General features: G+C 40.5%; 20 protein-coding genes and 1 pseudogene. 13 read left to right on the top strand and 8 right to left on the bottom strand.

Going from position 1 to position 16,841, the window contains the following annotated elements; translation table 11 throughout:
* Positions 1–63 precede the first annotated feature (63 nt).
* Positions 64–1,164 (top strand): annotated as a pseudogene (locus Q0212_RS08940) (neutral/alkaline non-lysosomal ceramidase N-terminal domain-containing protein); the annotation flags it as partial.
* A gap of 23 nt (positions 1,165–1,187) precedes the next feature.
* On the opposite strand, the gene Q0212_RS08935 reads toward Q0212_RS08940, so the two are convergent.
* The 3 genes from Q0212_RS08935 to Q0212_RS08925 form a co-directional block, all read right to left on the bottom strand.
* A complete protein-coding gene (locus Q0212_RS08935) occupies positions 1,188–1,595 on the bottom strand; it encodes a helix-turn-helix domain-containing protein (protein ID WP_297924659.1) in 408 nt (135 codons plus the stop codon).
* Between the two features lie 2 nt (positions 1,596–1,597).
* A complete protein-coding gene (locus Q0212_RS08930) occupies positions 1,598–1,879 on the bottom strand; it encodes a type II toxin-antitoxin system HigB family toxin (protein WP_297924657.1) in 282 nt (93 codons plus the stop codon).
* A gap of 189 nt (positions 1,880–2,068) precedes the next feature.
* A complete protein-coding gene (locus tag Q0212_RS08925; RefSeq protein ID WP_297924656.1) occupies positions 2,069–2,923 on the bottom strand; it encodes a YicC/YloC family endoribonuclease in 855 nt (284 codons plus the stop codon).
* A gap of 188 nt (positions 2,924–3,111) precedes the next feature.
* Here Q0212_RS08925 and rph point away from each other — a divergent pair, with 188 nt between their 5' ends.
* The 3 genes from rph (at position 3,112) to Q0212_RS08910 (ending at position 6,837) form a co-directional block, all read left to right on the top strand.
* Positions 3,112–3,885: a ribonuclease PH gene (gene rph, locus Q0212_RS08920; RefSeq protein ID WP_297924654.1), complete on the top strand. Its 774-nt coding sequence runs from the start codon at positions 3,112–3,114 to the stop codon at positions 3,883–3,885.
* A 291-nt stretch (positions 3,886–4,176) separates the two neighbouring features.
* Positions 4,177–4,557 carry an Hpt domain-containing protein gene (locus tag Q0212_RS08915; protein ID WP_297924652.1) on the top strand — a complete coding sequence of 127 codons (381 nt, stop codon included), beginning with the start codon at positions 4,177–4,179 and terminating at the stop codon, positions 4,555–4,557.
* A gap of 129 nt (positions 4,558–4,686) precedes the next feature.
* On the top strand, positions 4,687–6,837 hold the full coding sequence (locus Q0212_RS08910) for an EAL domain-containing protein (RefSeq protein WP_297924650.1): 2,151 nt from the start codon (positions 4,687–4,689) through the stop codon (positions 6,835–6,837).
* Positions 6,838–6,882: 45 nt separating this feature from the next.
* Here Q0212_RS08910 and Q0212_RS08905 read toward each other — a convergent pair whose 3' ends face one another.
* Positions 6,883–7,482 carry a methyltransferase gene (locus Q0212_RS08905; protein WP_297924648.1) on the bottom strand — a complete coding sequence of 200 codons (600 nt, stop codon included), beginning with the start codon at positions 7,480–7,482 and terminating at the stop codon, positions 6,883–6,885.
* 3 nt (positions 7,483–7,485) lie between these two features.
* Positions 7,486–8,256 carry an exodeoxyribonuclease III gene (locus Q0212_RS08900; protein ID WP_297924646.1) on the bottom strand — a complete coding sequence of 257 codons (771 nt, stop codon included), beginning with the start codon at positions 8,254–8,256 and terminating at the stop codon, positions 7,486–7,488.
* 105 nt (positions 8,257–8,361) lie between these two features.
* Between Q0212_RS08900 and pyrE the strand changes: the two genes are divergently transcribed.
* From pyrE to Q0212_RS08885, 3 genes are all read left to right on the top strand, one after another.
* The gene (gene pyrE / locus Q0212_RS08895; protein WP_297924644.1) at positions 8,362–9,039 is read left to right on the top strand and encodes an orotate phosphoribosyltransferase; all 678 of its coding nucleotides are present in this window, start codon (positions 8,362–8,364) and stop codon (positions 9,037–9,039) included.
* A 5-nt stretch (positions 9,040–9,044) separates the two neighbouring features.
* Positions 9,045–10,004, top strand: coding sequence for a glutathione synthase (gshB, locus tag Q0212_RS08890; RefSeq protein WP_297924660.1), 960 nt, complete (start codon positions 9,045–9,047; stop codon positions 10,002–10,004).
* A gap of 124 nt (positions 10,005–10,128) precedes the next feature.
* Entirely contained in the window at positions 10,129–10,440 is a 312-nt protein-coding gene (locus tag Q0212_RS08885) for a c-type cytochrome (protein WP_297924642.1), read from the top strand.
* A gap of 39 nt (positions 10,441–10,479) precedes the next feature.
* On the opposite strand, the gene Q0212_RS08880 is transcribed toward Q0212_RS08885, so the two are convergent.
* Positions 10,480–11,253 carry an SDR family oxidoreductase gene (locus tag Q0212_RS08880; RefSeq protein ID WP_297924640.1) on the bottom strand — a complete coding sequence of 258 codons (774 nt, stop codon included), beginning with the start codon at positions 11,251–11,253 and terminating at the stop codon, positions 10,480–10,482.
* A gap of 153 nt (positions 11,254–11,406) precedes the next feature.
* Here Q0212_RS08880 and Q0212_RS08875 point away from each other — a divergent pair, with 153 nt between their 5' ends.
* From Q0212_RS08875 to modB, 4 genes are read left to right on the top strand one after another with little or no spacing between them, the layout of a single operon-like run.
* Positions 11,407–11,976, top strand: coding sequence for a YqgE/AlgH family protein (locus tag Q0212_RS08875; protein WP_297924638.1), 570 nt, complete (start codon positions 11,407–11,409; stop codon positions 11,974–11,976).
* On the top strand, positions 11,969–12,409 hold the full coding sequence (ruvX, locus tag Q0212_RS08870; RefSeq protein WP_297924637.1) for a Holliday junction resolvase RuvX: 441 nt from the start codon (positions 11,969–11,971) through the stop codon (positions 12,407–12,409). Before Q0212_RS08875 ends, ruvX begins: the two co-directional genes overlap by 8 nt.
* A 54-nt stretch (positions 12,410–12,463) precedes the next feature.
* Complete coding sequence (gene modA / locus Q0212_RS08865) at positions 12,464–13,231, top strand: molybdate ABC transporter substrate-binding protein (RefSeq protein ID WP_297924635.1); 768 nt, start codon at positions 12,464–12,466, stop codon at positions 13,229–13,231.
* Positions 13,232–13,927 (top strand): molybdate ABC transporter permease subunit, encoded by a 696-nt coding sequence (gene modB, locus Q0212_RS08860; RefSeq protein ID WP_297924633.1) that lies wholly within the window; start codon positions 13,232–13,234, stop codon positions 13,925–13,927.
* Between the two features lie 29 nt (positions 13,928–13,956).
* Here modB and Q0212_RS08855 read toward each other — a convergent pair whose 3' ends face one another.
* Positions 13,957–14,334: a hypothetical protein gene (locus Q0212_RS08855; RefSeq protein WP_297924631.1), complete on the bottom strand. Its 378-nt coding sequence runs from the start codon at positions 14,332–14,334 to the stop codon at positions 13,957–13,959.
* Between the two features lie 9 nt (positions 14,335–14,343).
* Entirely contained in the window at positions 14,344–14,661 is a 318-nt protein-coding gene (gene yhbY, locus Q0212_RS08850) for a ribosome assembly RNA-binding protein YhbY (protein ID WP_297924629.1), read from the bottom strand.
* A gap of 105 nt (positions 14,662–14,766) precedes the next feature.
* Here yhbY and rlmE point away from each other — a divergent pair, with 105 nt between their 5' ends.
* Both rlmE and Q0212_RS08840 read left to right on the top strand, forming a co-directional pair.
* Positions 14,767–15,408, top strand: coding sequence for a 23S rRNA (uridine(2552)-2'-O)-methyltransferase RlmE (rlmE, locus tag Q0212_RS08845; RefSeq protein WP_297924627.1), 642 nt, complete (start codon positions 14,767–14,769; stop codon positions 15,406–15,408).
* A gap of 112 nt (positions 15,409–15,520) precedes the next feature.
* Positions 15,521–16,732, top strand: coding sequence for an ATP-dependent metallopeptidase FtsH/Yme1/Tma family protein (locus Q0212_RS08840; protein WP_297924625.1), 1,212 nt, complete (start codon positions 15,521–15,523; stop codon positions 16,730–16,732).
* Positions 16,733–16,841 lie beyond the last annotated feature (109 nt).

Below are 16,841 nucleotides of genomic sequence, written 5' to 3'. Positions count from 1 at the left end.
ACACAAAGCCTATTTGTTCTACAATAAGTAGGTTTTGATAAGTTTTATGGAACGGTTCATGCAACGGCGGTGGGCAACAATCAAACCAAATATTGTGCCGATAACAAAGGCTATGCGGCGGTGGCTGCCGAAGCCGCATTGACGCAACAAGGCGTTGCTGCACCTGTGGCAATTTTTGCACAAGCAACAGCAGGTGATGTGTCACCCCATTATCATGGGCCAAATGATATTGCGCGTCGCAAGCAGTGGCAGGGAGAAAAAGAATATACCTATGCCGAGCAAAATGGTCGCCTGCAAGCCGAACACGCATTACAGATTATTCAACAAGCTAGTTTACCCATTACAGGCGCGTTAGATGCCATTTTGACTTATGTCGATTTAAGCAATCAACATGCTGAACCTCGTTTTGCCAATGGCGAACAGCAAGCGTTTACCAGCCAGCCGTGTCATGGTGTGGCATTTTTTACCGGTACGCGTGTGGATGGGCCGGGTATGCCTATGGCCATTGGTAAAGTTGCCAAGCAACTAGCGCGTGCGGTTAAGACGACGCGTTTGCGGCGTTTGCACAAATTAACGCTTACAGAACAGCAGTATTATCAACGTTTATATGCTGCCCAAGGGGTTAAGGACATTATGCTCGAAGCAGGGCGCAAACAAATTTTGGGGCAAGCGATTGATAAATTAATGGTGCCTGCAATTGCCGATCCGTTGGTGGCAGAGTTAAAACGTCAAGCGGCGAAAGGAGCCATGAAGGAAAGCGCAATGGTGCCAACGGTATTGCCCATTCAAATTATTCGTTTAGGCAATATAGCTATTGTTTGTTGTCCGGGTGAATTTACGACTATTGCAGGGCAGCGGGTGGTGCAAACCGTGGCACAAATCTTAGCGACGGCAAACATTGAGCAGGTGTTAATTTGTACCTATTGTAATGACTACATGGGCTATGTCACCACCTACGAAGAATATCAACAACAGGCGTATGAAGGCGGCCATACGATTTATGGCCAATGGACCTTAGCTGCGTTTCAAACGTGTTTTGCCAAACTAGCCGAGCAGTTTGCCTTGCCTAAAGATCAGCGTCAGTATGACCAACACACCCAACCTTTGCCTGCACCTGTACATGAGTTGGCTTTAAGAACTAATTTAACGCCGCCAAGGCGTTAGTAGTGGAGAAGTAATTATGAGTATTATGCTAAAAATACTGATACAGGCACGTTAAAGCGAGCCGCTAACAGTTTAATGTGATTGGTCGTAAATTCACGCTTACCATTTAAGAGCTCTGATACAACTCCTTGTGAGCCTATCTCTGATAAATCAGCTTGTTTAAGGCCATGTTGTTCCATTAAAAAAGCCAACATAGCACGACCTGTTACTATTGGTGTTTGGCTATGCTTATCTTCATAATCGGCTATGAAGTCACTTAATAAAGAAACCAATACGGCTAGGGGATGTTGTTCGTCTGCTCCTCCTGCGTCAAGTAACTCATTTAAAATATTAACTGCATTATCATACTCTTGCTCTGTGGTGATAGGGGATAAAGGCACTTGTGCGCGTAAAGCGTTGATATGTTGGGTAATCTCTTGAATGGCTAACATAATTATGGCTTCCAATGATCGTATTGTGCATGAGTAAAAACATGGCGGATAAATAAGCGTTGTTTATCAAAATGAATAGCAGCTATCAAACGATACTTATTACCACCAATGTTAAACACATAAAAATCGCCAACACGGTCAACACTGTTAAAAACTTGTTTTAAATCTGAAAAACTACCAAAATAACGGCTCTCAATAAGCTGTCGCCAAGCCTGAAACAAGCTATCAGCTTGGGTATGCACTTCGGCAAAGTCTTTTAATGCTTTGTTGCTAATTACGCGCATTATTCAATCCTGTGTTGATGAATACAATATATCTCATTTTGAGATTATGACCAATAAAAAAGTGTGTATTTTGAGTAATGTCAGTCAGTTAACGGAAAAAGTGATTTTATGACACGGTAGGCAATAAAAAACCCTTGATATACAAGGGCTAATAAGTAGGTTTGACACCTTAAAACATGGCTTGATAGCTTATTCTAGGTTCTGAATCTGCTCGCGCATTTGCTCAATCAATACTTTGAGTTCTACAGAAGACAAAGAGCTGTCAGCACTCACCGATTTAGAACCGAGAGTATTAGCTTCTCTGTTTAACTCTTGCATCAAAAAGTCGAGCTTACGACCCACTGCACCACCTTGTTGTAATACGCGTTTAATTTCTACTAAATGCGCACTTAAACGATCTAATTCCTCAGCAACATCAATTTTGTGGGCAAACAACACCATTTCTTGCTCTAAACGATCATTGTCTAGTTCAGCTTTAATGTCTTGCAAACGTGCTAATAAGCGTTGGCGATAATGAGCCAAAATATGTGGCATACGCTCGCGCACTTTTTCACATTCCACAGCAATTAAATCTAAACGTTGGCCAATAAACTGTTGTAAAGCTTGGCCTTCACGTTGGCGCATTGCCACAAAATCACTTAAGGTCTGGTCAAACAAACTTTGAGTAGCCGCTAATAAAGCTTGTTGATTAGGTTCAGCTACACACACCACACCGGGAATACGCAAAATATCAGCCGCATTAAGTGGTGCGGCATGACGTGCTAATTGGTCAATTTGGCTCGCGGCAGCCACTAAACGTGCTGCTAAATCTTGATTAATATGAATATTAGAGACATTGCCTTCAATCGCTTCATGTTTAATCCACACATCGACTTTACCACGGCTTAATTGTTGGCGAAGTTTATCACGTAAGGGCATTTCTAACTCACGTACCACATCCGACAAACGAAAATTCGCTTCTAAATAACGTTGATTTACAGAGCGAATTTCACACACTAATAATCCAAAATCGCCTCTTAATTCGCGGCGGGCAAAAGCCGTCATACTGTAAATCATCAATAAACCTCAAAAAATTTTATTCTTAACCGCCGATTGTAACGGCTTCATCGTATAATCGGCGCAAAATTTTGTCATAGATTAGGCATGGTGCTGCAATCAGTGCGTTTTAAAGCCTGCAAATTTTGACTAAAAATTTCAGAGCCTAATCGATTTATAAATAGAGGATTATCACAATGGCCAATTTACAACAAGCTTTAGCCGCATCTATTACTAAAGATACTGTATTTAGACGTGGTAATGGACGTAACCCTGATGAATTACGCACCATCAAAATTACCCGTAATTATACTAAACATGCTGAAGGCTCAGTGTTAATTGAGTTTGGTGATACTAAAGTATTGTGTACTGCTTCTGTCGAAGTAGGTGTGCCACGCTTTTTAAAGGGCAAAGGCGAAGGTTGGATTACTGCTGAATATGGCATGTTGCCTCGTGCTACTCATACCCGTAATGATCGTGAAGCATCAAAAGGCAAACAAGGTGGTCGTACTTTAGAAATCCAACGTTTAATTGGCCGTAGTTTACGCGCTATGGTTGATTTAAAAAAATTAGGAGAACATACAATTACGATTGACTGTGATGTGATACAAGCTGATGGTGGCACACGCACAGCATCAATTACAGGTGGAGCAGTGGCTTTAGTCGATGCCTTAAACCATATGCGTGCTAAAAAAATGATTAAACATGACCCATTAACCCAATTAATTGCCGCCATTTCGGTAGGAGTGGTTAAAGGACAAGCAGTATTAGATTTAGATTATGATGAAGACTCTAATTGTGATACCGATATGAATGTCGTCATGAGCCAATTAGGTGGTTTTGTGGAAGTACAAGGCACAGCCGAAGGTAAACCGTTTAGCCGTGAACAAGCAGATGCGATGTTAATTTTAGCTGAACAAGGAATTAAAACTTTAATTGAAAAACAACAAGACGCTTTAAAGCAATCTTAATTGCGAGGATGGGTTTAGAATTGTACAAATATCATTCTAAACCCTTTTTTATGATTTCTAGCGTTTTTATATAATGCCAAGCTGATCCATTAGCATAATATTTGTGCTAAAAATGAGATGCTCATCATAAAACTGATATAAATTTGCGGTATAAATACTTTTGCCTAGCGAATTCGCTATAATTATTGTGAATTGTGTAGCAAATATGTCAATTTACTCAAAAGCATAAAGATGTTAAACAACTTTATCAGTTGGCAGCATAGTGCGACACATTAGGGAATAAAAAATTAAATGCATTATCAAAAAAATACAACAAAAATAGATGAAGCTACGCTAACAAGTTTAGGGGGTGCGTCGGGGTTAGCGTCACCATTGGTTAGACGGGTGATTACCTTGTATCGCCAAGAAGCCGAAAAAATGGTTCATGGGATTGAAAAGGCCATGTCTGGTGGAGATGTTGCTACTGCTTTTCGGGCGGCTCATAGCCTCAAATCTTCGTCAGCTTCCATAGGTGCGCATACTTTGTCTGAAGTGGCTAAACAAATTGAGGCACTTCTCAAACAAGGTCAATTGCAGCAAGCTCAACCTTGGCTTGTTGTATTGCGTACTGAGTACACTCAGTTGATGGATGAGCTGGTATTCTTTGAACAAAAAATATCGGCGATAGAATAGTTTTAGTTTGAGATTTGCACAATTAAGTTTGTTTTTGCTATAGATTTAGTCATGGCTATTAACAAACTTATGTGAAGTGTGTACATTCCAAGCATTCTATCTGCGATTTGATACAATTTGAGTATCATCATGACTTTTAAAAAGATTTTATTAATTGACGACGATTTAGTGTTACAAGCGATTGCTCAAGATCATTTAACACGTGATGGCTTTAACGTCGTGTGTGCCAGTGATGCGGCAACAGGTATTCAAGCAGTTATTGATGAAAAACCTGATCTTGTATTATTAGATGTGGTTTTACCAGACTCTGATGGCTATAAGGTCTGTCAAGAATTACGTGCTTTACCGATTTCTGTACATTTGCCAATCATTATGCTGACGGGCTTAGATGATAGTCACTCTATTGTTCAAGCTTATGATTATGGTGCAACTGACTTTTTTGTAAAACCCATTAACTGGAAGTTGTTGGGCTATCGTATTCATTATGTGTTACGTGCCAATCGTACTTTAGAACAACTTGCTCATAGTGAAGCTGCTTTAGCGAATGCTCAGCGTTTAGCTCATTTAGGAAGTTGGGAGTGGTATCCTCACGAAGATCGCACTGAACGCTCTGATGAGTATTATCGTATTTATGGAGCTGATGCGAGTTTGTTGGCAAGTTCTATGTTTGCAATTTTGCCGCAAGTGCATGTTGAAGACCAAGAGCGAGTACGCAAAGCCCTAGAAGAAGCCAAAAATGCAGGTCATTCGTATCAGCAAGAATTTCGTATTTCCGCGCCTCGGCGTGGTATGCGTGTATTACATGAGCAAGCACGTGTTTTTCGTAAACCAACTGGACAGATAGATTATATCGAGGGTATTACTCAGGATATTACCGAATTGGTAGATGCCCAAAAACGGATTCGTAGTCTTGCTTATTACGACAATTTAACAGGCTTAGCCAATCGTCAATTATTCCGAGAGTTATTACAACACGAGTTACAAAGAGCTTTGCGTCAAGGCTCACAATGTGCATTACTGTTCATTGATTTAGATCGTTTTAAACGTATTAACGATACTTTGGGTCAACAAGCAGGCGATTTAGTTTTACAAACGATAGGTGTACGTATTAATTCTTGTATTCGTAGTTGTGATGTTGCTGCTTTACATCATCATGAAATTAATAACAAAAGTGAACAAGTTGCCCGTTTAGGCAGCGATGAGTTTACTGTTATTTTAACTGATATTACTCAGCCAGAAGATGCCGCCCAAGTTGCGCAGCGGATTTTAGAAGCCATTGCTCAGCCTATTGAGGGTTTAGGACAAGATGTGATTGTCTCGGCGAGTATTGGTATTGCTTTAGGCCCACAAGATGGTACAGATGTTGAAAGCATTATTAAAAATGCTGACTTAGCCATGTATGCTGCCAAAGATACGGGACGAAATACTTATCGTTTCTTTGATCGCACCATGAATGAAGCCGTCTTAGACAAATTTAGACTCGAAAATGACCTGCGCAAAGCCATCGAACAAAATCAATTAGAATTATATTTTCAGCCTAAAATTAATCCTTTATCGGGTGAAATTGTGGGGGCAGAGGTATTATTGCGTTGGAAACATCCTCAACGTGGGATGGTATCGCCCATGACCTTTATTCCTGTGGCCGAAGAGTCTGGCTTTATTATTGAATTAGGCGCGTGGGTATTAAAACGTGCCTGTGAAATTAATCGTGAATGGCAAGATAAAGGCATGCCTATTGTGCCTTTAGCGATTAATTTGTCAGCCGCCAACTTTACCCATCCAAACTTATTGCCTGATATTCGTCGTACCCTAGAGGATTTAGAGCTTAGCCCTAATTTCTTGGTGATTGAGTTGACCGAAGGCATTTTGATGAAAGATGTGCAAGAAACCGTTGAAACGCTCAATGCGCTTAAACGTATGGGCATTTATTTATCGGTAGATGACTTTGGTACAGGTTATTCATCATTAAGTTACCTCAAACGTTTTCCCTTAGATGAACTAAAAATAGATAAAGGTTTTGTTCAAGATATTATCAATGATCCAAACGATGCCGCAATTACCGCAGCCATCATTGGTTTAGCACAAAATCTCAAACTGAATGTGGTTGCCGAAGGTGTGGAAACCACCGAACAAGCCGATTTCTTATTGCGTCGTGGTTGTAACACCATGCAAGGTTATCTATTTGCTAAACCTATGCCTCAAGGTGATTTTGAAAATCTGCTGCTATCAGGTATGGATATGCGTGATATGCAAGCCGCTATTTTTATGGTCGATTGTTAAAAAACGTAGGGGCAACCCTTGTGGTTGCCCTATTTGGCGTGATGATTAACGCTTTTCAGCCATAGCAATCGTATAGGTTTTACCCTGTTTTAGCTTCTCATAATTACCAAATACTTCCTTAAAAGTACGCGAAATAAACTCACGTAAACCATTAATCGTCACTACATAAAAGCGTCCACCTTCGCTTAAATGCTGTAAGGCATCATATAAATACAAATAATGTTGCTCTTTGCTCACTTTAGCAGGTAAGTTAGACAAAATTATATCAAACTTACGATCACCCACAGCGCTAAAGCCATTACTTAAAATCACTTCTGTATTATTTAAACCATTCAGTGCACAATTTTTACGCGCATAATCCACCGCCACAAAATCTTTGTCTAATAACACACTTCTGCCTTGAGGTGCTTTTTTGGCACAAACCATGCCTAAAACCCCATAACCACAGCCGACATCTAAACAGTTATCAGTTGCTTTAAAATCAACATGTTCGAGTAACAAACGTGAACCTTCGTCAACGGCTTCAGGCGAAAAAATACCCCATGTTGAATGAAAGGTATAGTCATCACCTAACACATTTTCTTTAAAAACAATATCTTGACGCCATTTTTGGATGGTAGTTGGATCTAAATTCAATTTGCTCATGGTTTATTCACTATAATCAATAATTAATGGCGCATGGTCAGAAAAACGACTGTCTTTATAAACAAAAGCTTGCTTAACTTTATGAGCAAAGTCTGGACTAGTCACTTGATAATCAATACGCCAACCGACATTGTTTTGCCATGCTTGACCACGATTTGACCACCATGTATAGGCTTGCGCTTCTTCTGTTGGGTAAAGCTGACGATAAGCATCAATATAGCCTAATTCTTGATAAAGTGTGTCTAACCAAGCACGTTCGTGGGGTAAAAAGCCAGAGTTCTTTAGATTGCCTTTCCAGTTTTTTAAATCAATTTCTTGGTGGGCAATATTCCAATCACCACAAATAATCAGCGATTTTTGCTCAGTGCGCCATTGGCGTAGAAGGGGTAAAAACTGCTGCAGAAAATCATCTTTTTTGGCTTGAGCTTCGGGTGAGCTAGAGCCAGATGGCAAATATAAGGAGGCAATAGTTAAATCGCCAAATTGTACGGCTAAATAACGACCTTCATCATCACATACACTAAAACCCAAGCCCTGAGTGACCTTATCAGGTTGTTGACGTGAATAAATGGCTGTACCTGCATAACCTGCTTTTTGAGCAGGAAAGAAATGATGAAACCAGCCCGCAGGTTGATGCGCTAATTCCATTTGATGAGCTTGAATGCGAATTTCTTGCAAACATACTACATCAGCTTGGCTGTTTTCTAACCAATCAAAAAAGCCTTTACGTTCGGCTGAGCGTAAACCATTAACGTTTACTGAGACAATTCTCATTGTTTTTGCCTTATCTTACAAATGGGATATATCATAACCTAATTCACCGCTTGCGGCTAAATGTGTACAATCGCTCTAATTTATTTTGTTTATAGAAGATTCATCATGCAAGAGTATCAACGTGCTTTTATTCAATTAGCCATGCACCGTGACGTATTAAGATTCGGATTATTTACCTTAAAATCGGGTCGTAAAAGCCCTTATTTTTTTAATGCAGGATTATTTCAAGATGGTTTGGCTCTTTCGGCTTTAGGTAAATGTTATGCCGAAACCATTCGACGCTCAGGTATTGATTATGATGTGATTTTTGGCCCAGCCTATAAAGGTATTCCGATTGCTAGTGCTACAGCCATACAATTGCATGATCAATTTCATGTCAATAAACCTTGGTGCTTTAATCGTAAAGAAGCCAAAGATCATGGTGAAGGCGGTAATTTGGTTGGTGCGCCCTTACAAGATAAACGTGTGTTAATTATTGATGACGTGATTACCGCAGGCACAGCGATTCGTGAAGTGTTGGAAATTTTGCAGGCTCAAGGCGCAACTGCGGCAGGTATTATTGTTGCCTTAGACCGTCAAGAGCGTGGTGCAACAGGTGAGTTATCAGCGATTCAAGAGATCGTGCAACAACACCATATTCCTGTCGTGTCTATCATTAAATTAGATCATATTGTTGAATTTTTGCGTGAGCGTGGTGGTCATCAAGAATTGGTCAATAGTATGGGACAATATCGTGCTAAATATGGTGCTAAAGATTTGGCGGATTGGGGATCAAAAGTATGAAGCCCATCAAACTATTAATAGTGATGGATGATATTCGTCACATCAATATCAAAAAAGACTCAAGTATTGCCATGCTTTGGGCAGCCGCTAAACGTGGCTATGAGTTGTTTTATGCGCAGCAAGATGATTTGTTTATTGAAAATGGCGAAGCATATGGTCAATTAAAACCCTTGCAGGTATTTGAAAGTAAAGAAAAATGGCACGAATTTGGCGAAGCACAAAATATCGCTTTGGCCGAAATGGATGTCATTTTGATGCGCAAAGATCCGCCTTTTGATATGCGCTTTATTTACACGACATATATTTTAGAACGAGCCGAACAAGCAGGCGTTTTAGTGGTCAATAAACCGCAATCTTTACGTGATTGTAATGAGAAATTGTTTGCTACACAGTTCGCTCATTGTATGGTGCCAACCTTAGTATCCAGCCAAATGCAGCGTATTAAACAATTTATTGCGCAACATCAAGACGTGATTGTTAAACCATTGGATGGCATGGGTGGAACAGGTATTTTTCGCCTACAGCATCAAGGGTTAAATATTGGCGCAACCCTAGAAACACTCACCCAAAATGGCATTTTGCCTGTGATGGCACAACGCTATATTCCTGAGATTGTCAAAGGGGATAAGCGAATTTTGGTCATTGATGGCAAACCAGTTCCCTATTGTTTGGCGCGTGTGCCACAACAAGGTGAAACTCGTGGTAATTTGGCTGCTGGTGGCAGTGGTGTGCCGCAATTATTAACTCCACGAGATTATTGGTTGGCTAGTCAAGTTGGCCAAGAGCTAAAAAAACGGGGTTTGTTATTTGTTGGTTTAGATGTTATTGGTGACTATATCACCGAGATTAATGTCACTAGCCCAACCTGTATTCGGGAAATTGATGCACGTTATCAGTTTGGGATTGCCGACCGACTAATGCTTGTGATAGAAAAGCAGTTAGCCCTAAAAAAAGTAAGGGTATAGTGGGTAAAAGCGATTTTGTTAAACAATTGTCCTGTTAGTCGCGACAATTTGTCGCACATGGTTTAGAGACGATTTGTTTTATAATAGGGACGTTAAAGATTTACTTTGTTGTTTGGAGTGTGAAATGAAAAAAGTCATGTTACTGGTTGCCAGCTTGGGTTTATTAGCTAGCCAAGCCAGTTTTGCTGCCCCTGATCGTAAAGGTGAAGATGTTTATAAAGCTGTTTGTGCCATGTGTCATGGGGCAGGTGTTGCAGGTGCGCCCAAATTAGGTGATAAAGCGGCGTGGAAAGCGCGTATTGCTCAAGGTACACCTGTATTATACGATCATGCCTTAAAGGGTATTCGCGCGATGCCAGCAAAAGGTACTTGTGCAGCTTGTACCGAAAAAGAAATTAAAAATGCAGTTGATTATATGGTTAGCAAGGCTAAGTAATTGAGCAATAAAAAAGGGAGAAATTCTCCCTTTTTATTTTTACCGTCCCATCAACTTACTTGTTGCCCACGTCATCGCCTTACGAGGCACTAAACGATTCACTAAAGGTAAAGGCTTATTCATTAAACCAGTCACCACCACCGACTTGCCATTATTAAGCGCTTTATAGCCTTCTTCAGCAACCGTTTCGGCGGTATCTTGAATTTGGGTTAACAAACTACCTTTAGTATGTGCCACATCATGAAACTCAGTTGCGGTTGAACCAGGACAAACGGCAGTGACTAAAATTCCACGACCACGCATTTCTTCGGCTAAAGCTTCGGTAAACGATAACACATAGGCTTTTGTGGCGGCATAAACGGCAAAATAAGGACACGGTTGAAAAGCAACCACCGAGGCAATATTCATAATGCGACCATGACCACGCTCTAACATCATTGGCAAAACCATATGCGTTAATTCGGTCAAAGCCACCATATTTAATTGCATCATGCCCGATGTTTGGCTGGCATCACTTTTTGCAAAAGGTGCACTGACACCAAAACCTGCATTATTAACTAAAGTATCAACAGTAAGTTTTAAGTTCGATACTTCATTCATTAATTGAGCAGCGGCACCCATTTGTTGCAAATCAAGCGCAATCACATGAACTTTAACGCCATATTTGCTATTTAATGCTTTAGCCAAACCCTCTAATTTATCTTTACGACGGGCAACCAACACCAAAGTTTGCTGTTCACGTGCAAATAAATGGGCAAGAGCCTCACCAATCCCGCTAGATGCGCCAGTAATTACCGTTGCTAAGGTTGTCATGTTTATTCTCAAAAGTTGTTGCTTTATTGTCCAAAAAAGCTATATCAATCGGCATTAACCTAAATACTCGCTAAACAAAACTAAATCAAGCTTGTGACTTAAATCAATTGTGTTAAATTAAAAATTCTTTATGTAGCCAACTAATTATTGAATATGACCCTAGCTAATTCTAATTTTACTCATCATTGCTTGATTGCCATGCCCGACATGGAAGATAGCCGCTTTTCAGAAACTGTCACTTATATTGTTAAACATGATGCTGAAGGTGCTGTGGGTTTAGTCATTAACAAACCACTAGAATTATCTTTAACCCAACTTTTACAAGAAATAAATCTACCAATTTTAAAAGGAATTGATGAGCCAGAGATGCCCGTTTTATACGGTGGGCCTGTTAGTAGCGAGGCAGGTTTTGTTTTACATCACGAACGTGGAGAATGGAATTCCAGTTTAGAAGTTGAGGATGGTTTATGTGTCACCAGTTCACGCGATATTCTTGATGCCATTGCTCAAGGAAAAGGGCCAAAAAATTATTTAGTATTATTGGGTTATGCAGGATGGTCAGCAGGACAGCTCGAAAAAGAAATGGCCGAAAACGCATGGTTAGTTTGTCCTGCGGATAATAGTTTATTATTTGAGTTACCTTTTGAAGATCGTTGGCAAGCTGCTGCTTCACGAATTGGTGTAAATCTAAGCTTATTAAGTCATCAGGTTGGCCATGCTTGAATCAGTAAACAGTGTTTTGGGCTTTGATTTTGGGACAAAAAAAGCAGGAGTGGCGATTGGTCAACAGATTACGGCAAGCGCATCCCCTTTGTCTCCATTGGTGATGCGAGATGGTATTCCTGAATGGCCTGTTATTGAACAACTAATCAAAGAGTGGCAGCCACAATTGCTGTTGGTAGGTTTGCCATTGAACATGGATGATAGTGAGTCGGAATTATCCCATTTAGCAAGAAAATTTGCTCGACGCTTGCATCATCGTTTTAATTTGCCTGTATTAATGGTTGATGAGCGTTTAACCAGTCGTTCTGCCAAAGAGATGCTCAAAGATATTGGTCAACAACGCAAAGGCAAATTACCTTCTTTAGACTCAACTGCCGCCGTGTTAATGGTTGAAGGGTGGTTGGCTGCGCCAGCAACAGGTTTAAAGCCATAAAGTGCTGGGTAAATGCGTTTGTTATAGTTTTTGATAAATATATCGAGTATGAATATGCGTCTCTTATTAAGCGCACTGTGGTCGATTTTGTGGCTAAGTTCTGCCTCGGCACAAACCTTATATGTGGCTGCTGCATCCGATTTGGTTTATTGCTTAGAGGATATTAATCAACAATTTAAGCGGCAATATCCTCAAGCTCAGATTAAAGTCACAACAGGATCATCAGGCAATTTTTTTGCTCAAATTAAACAAAATGCGCCTTATGAGGTGTATTTGTCGGCAGATAGTCGTTATCCCAAACAATTGATTAGTGAAAATATGGCAGATGGCCAAAGTTTTTATGTGTATGCAATTGGCCAGATTGCATTGTGGACAAATAAGAAAGCTATAGATGTTAAACAAGGATGGGCGGTACTTGATCAAACCAATATTACTCGAGTTGCGATTGCCAACCCCGAACATGCACCTTATGGTCAGGCTGCGCGTAACGCCTTACAACAAGCTAAATTATGGACAAACATTCAATCTAAATTAGTGTTTGGCGAAAATATTGCTCAAACCTTACAGTTTGCTCAGACAGGAAATGCTGATTTAGCAATTGTCGCTTTATCTTTGTTGCGCTCACCACAATTGGCGGGGCAAGGACAGTTTTGGCTAATTCCTGCGCATTTATATCCCCCTTTAGAGCAAGCGATGGTTATCACCAAACGAGGTCAACAAAATCCATTAGCTCATCAATATGCGAGTTTTATTAAGTCAACGAGTGCACAAAAAATCTTTGCCAAATATGGTTTTTTGCCACCAGCAAGGAATTTGCCATAAATGCAATTGTCGCCAGAGTTGTTATATAGTTTATGGTTAACGGCAAAGCTGGCTTTAATTTCTACAGCGTTATTATTGTTAATCTGTATTCCTTTAGCTTATTGGCTCAATAATAGTCGCTCATCTTGGGTGTTTTTTATTGAGATCGTAGTGACATTACCAATGGTTTTGCCACCAACGGTTATTGGCTTTTATTTATTGTTATTATTTTCACCACAGTATTTGCTTGGTCAGTTATGGCAATCGTGGTTTGATATGTCTTTAGTTTTCTCGTTTACAGGTTTAGTTATTGGCTCAGTCATTTATAGCTTGCCATTTGCCTTGCAGCCAATACAAACGGCATTTAGGCAGGTTGATGAAAGTTTATTAGAAGGAGCGGTAGCTTTAGGTGCAAATGCTAAACAGGTTTTTTGGACGATTGTTATTCCAGTGAGTCGTTATGGCATTTTAAGTGGTGCAATTTTAAGTTTTGCCCATACTTTAGGAGAGTTTGGTGTCGTGTTAATGTTGGGTGGAAGTATTCCTGAAGAAACACGAGTTGCCTCAATCGCCTTATATGATGAGGTACAAAAGCTTAATTATCCTGTTGCACATCAATTTGCATTATTGTTGTTAGTATTATCTGCACTGATGATAAGTGTGATTTTAATTTTACAACGTTTGAGTAATCATAAGCCGCGCATTCGCTTGTTGTAACTAGCCCTCATAGAGAGGGCTAGTTCGCTTTATTGACATCTAAACTCTAAGCTAGTTTTATAGTCTTTATCTGTTGCGGTTGTACCGTAGTTTTTGCCAGTCATAGATTTAACAATACCACTAACCATATTCACGGTTTTATTGACATCTTCGCTGACAGTACCTTGATACTGGCTATCCATTTTGTTAACCACAGGCAATTTTTTAAAGACAGCACAACTTTGATTTGCATTAAAGGTTGCTGCTTTTTCGCTTTCGTCTTTAGAGATACCATAACCAGACGTTAAATATAAACCACCTTCCTTCATGATGGTGTGACTGGGTAAAGTACCTGTTACTTGGCTTGAGGGTGTGTTAGCACAAGCAGTTAATAAACTGGCAACGAGCAAAACAGAAAAATACTTCATGTAAAAATCCTATAAAGCGTTATTAGCACGTAAAATATTAGATAATCGTGGATTGGGCTTTTTAGCGGCACGATATAACAACACTAATTTACCAATAGTTTGCACAGCTTGACTGTTTGTGCTTTGTACAATTTCGTCAATCATCGCTAGACGTAATTCTCTGTCTTCACCACCCAAGCGAACTTTGATTAATTCGTGATCTTCTAAGGCGCGATCAATTTCAGCTAACACGGCTTCAGTCAGGCCATGACCGCCTAATAACACGACTGGATTGAGTTGATGGCCAATTTGACGAAAGCGTTTTTTTTCAGCAATAGATAAAGACATGAGACATAAGCCTAAAAATTTGATTAAATTCTCTATACAGAATTACCTTTGGCGATTGGCCAAACGATAATACTGACTATTTTAACGTAACTTTAGGTTTAAAGCATGAGTGTTCGTATCCACAACAATAAATTGAGTAAAAGTAGCAAAGATTGGATGCGTGAGCATCTTGAAGATAGCTATGTGCAAAAAGCGCAAAAAGACGGCTATCGCTCGCGCGCTGCTTATAAGTTGTTGGAGGTTAATCAAAAAGACAAATTGTTTAAAGCTGGTATGACTGTCGTGGATTTAGGTTCAGCACCAGGAAGCTGGTCACAAATAGCGGCTCAATTAGTTGGCACAAATGGCATGGTTTTAGCTTCTGATATTTTACCGATGGATGCTTTGCCCAATGTGCATTTTATTCAAGGTGATTTTAGAGAAGATGATGTATTTAATAAATTATTAGATACATTAAATGGCCGTCCTGTTGACCTTGTAATTTCTGACATGGCACCCAATATAGGAGGGAATGCCTCTGACCAGCCTCGTGCCATGTATTTATGTGAGTTAGCATTAGACTTTGCGCTTCGTGTATTAAAGCCCAATGGCCAATTTTTGGTAAAAGTATTTCAGGGTGAAGGCTACGAAGAGTATCGTAAGACAATTATGGACAATTTTACTGTCTTAAAAAGTCGCAAGCCTGATGCTTCTCGTGCGCGTTCACGAGAAGTGTACTTACTTGCAACAGGTTTTAAGGTTAAATAGAGATTTAATATACATAAGTTCTTAAAATAATACTTATGTAAGCTTGAATGTTAATCACTGCTTGGTAAATAATCGGCAAGCGCGTAATGCCAATAACTGTAGGATTTGACCCTTGAACGATATGATGAAAAATTTGCTTCTATGGCTAGTTATTGCTGGCATGTTGGTGTTTGTATTTAGTAACTTTAATCAACAAGCACCCACCAAGCAATTAACTTATTCTGAGTTTGTCAATTCTGTCAGCAGTGGCGATGTGAAGCGCGTGCGTATAGATGGTTTAACCATCAGCGGTGAACGTGCTAATGGTGATAAATTTGAAACCATTCGCCCACCGATTCCTGACCCCGAATTAATGAATGACTTATTAGATAAAAAAGTCATTGTTGAGGGTAGTGCCCCTGAACAGCAAAGTGTTTGGATGCAGCTTTTAGTAGCAAGCTTCCCCGTCATTTTAATTATCTTGTTGTTTATGTTCTTTATGCGCCAAATGCAAGGTGGCGGTGGAGCAGGTGGACGTGGTGGGCCAATGACTTTTGGTAAATCACGTGCACGTATGTTATCTGAAGATCAAATCAAAACGACTTTTGCTGATGTGGCAGGTTGTGATGAAGCCAAAGAAGACGTACAAGAAGTGGTTGAGTTTTTGCGTGATCCTGCAAAATTTCAACGTTTGGGTGGCAAAATCCCCCGTGGTATGTTGATGGTTGGTCCACCAGGTACAGGCAAAACTCTACTTGCTCAAACATTTCAAACAATATTACCAGATCTTACTTATGAAGAATCGATAGAGGTTACAAGTATCCACTCGATAGTATCAGATTACTCTCAACTGCATATAAGACCACCTTTCCGATCTCCTCATCACACATCATCATACCCAGCTATTGTTGGTGGTGGAGCAATTCCAAAACCTGGCGAGATTACTCTGGCTCACCACGGAGTATTGTTTATGGATGAATTCCCAGAGTTCGATACACGCGTACTGGAATCACTACGTCAGCCGATCGAGGACAAAGTCGTAAACGTAGCACGTGCTCGTGGTAGCGCTACGTTCCCAGCGCGGTTTACACTCCTGGCAGCGATGAATCCCTGTCCATGTGGTAATCGCGGAGCATTACACAAACAGTGCATCTGTAGCCCTGGAGAACTCGGTCGCTATCAGCGTAAGCTCTCGGGACCCATCATGGACCGTATTGATATCTGGCTCACCGTGGAACATATTGATTATGATAAATTATCTGGTGTGGATGAATATGCCGAGGAGAGCGAGACCATTGCCGAGCGCGTGCGTGCCGCGTCGACCACGGCGGGCAGCAGGCCGTAGTCCACTTCCACCGCCTCGGCGGCAGCTCTTGCCTGTTCCAGGGTCTCGGCCACCACGATGGCGACCTGATCGCCGACGTAGCGAGCCTTGTCGACGGCGAGGATGTGGT

Origin of the sequence: uncultured Agitococcus sp., from assembly GCF_937920075.1 — a bacterium.
In the GTDB taxonomy this organism is placed as follows: domain Bacteria; phylum Pseudomonadota; class Gammaproteobacteria; order Pseudomonadales; family Moraxellaceae; genus Agitococcus.
This window is presented reverse-complemented; position numbering and strand designations above follow the sequence as displayed.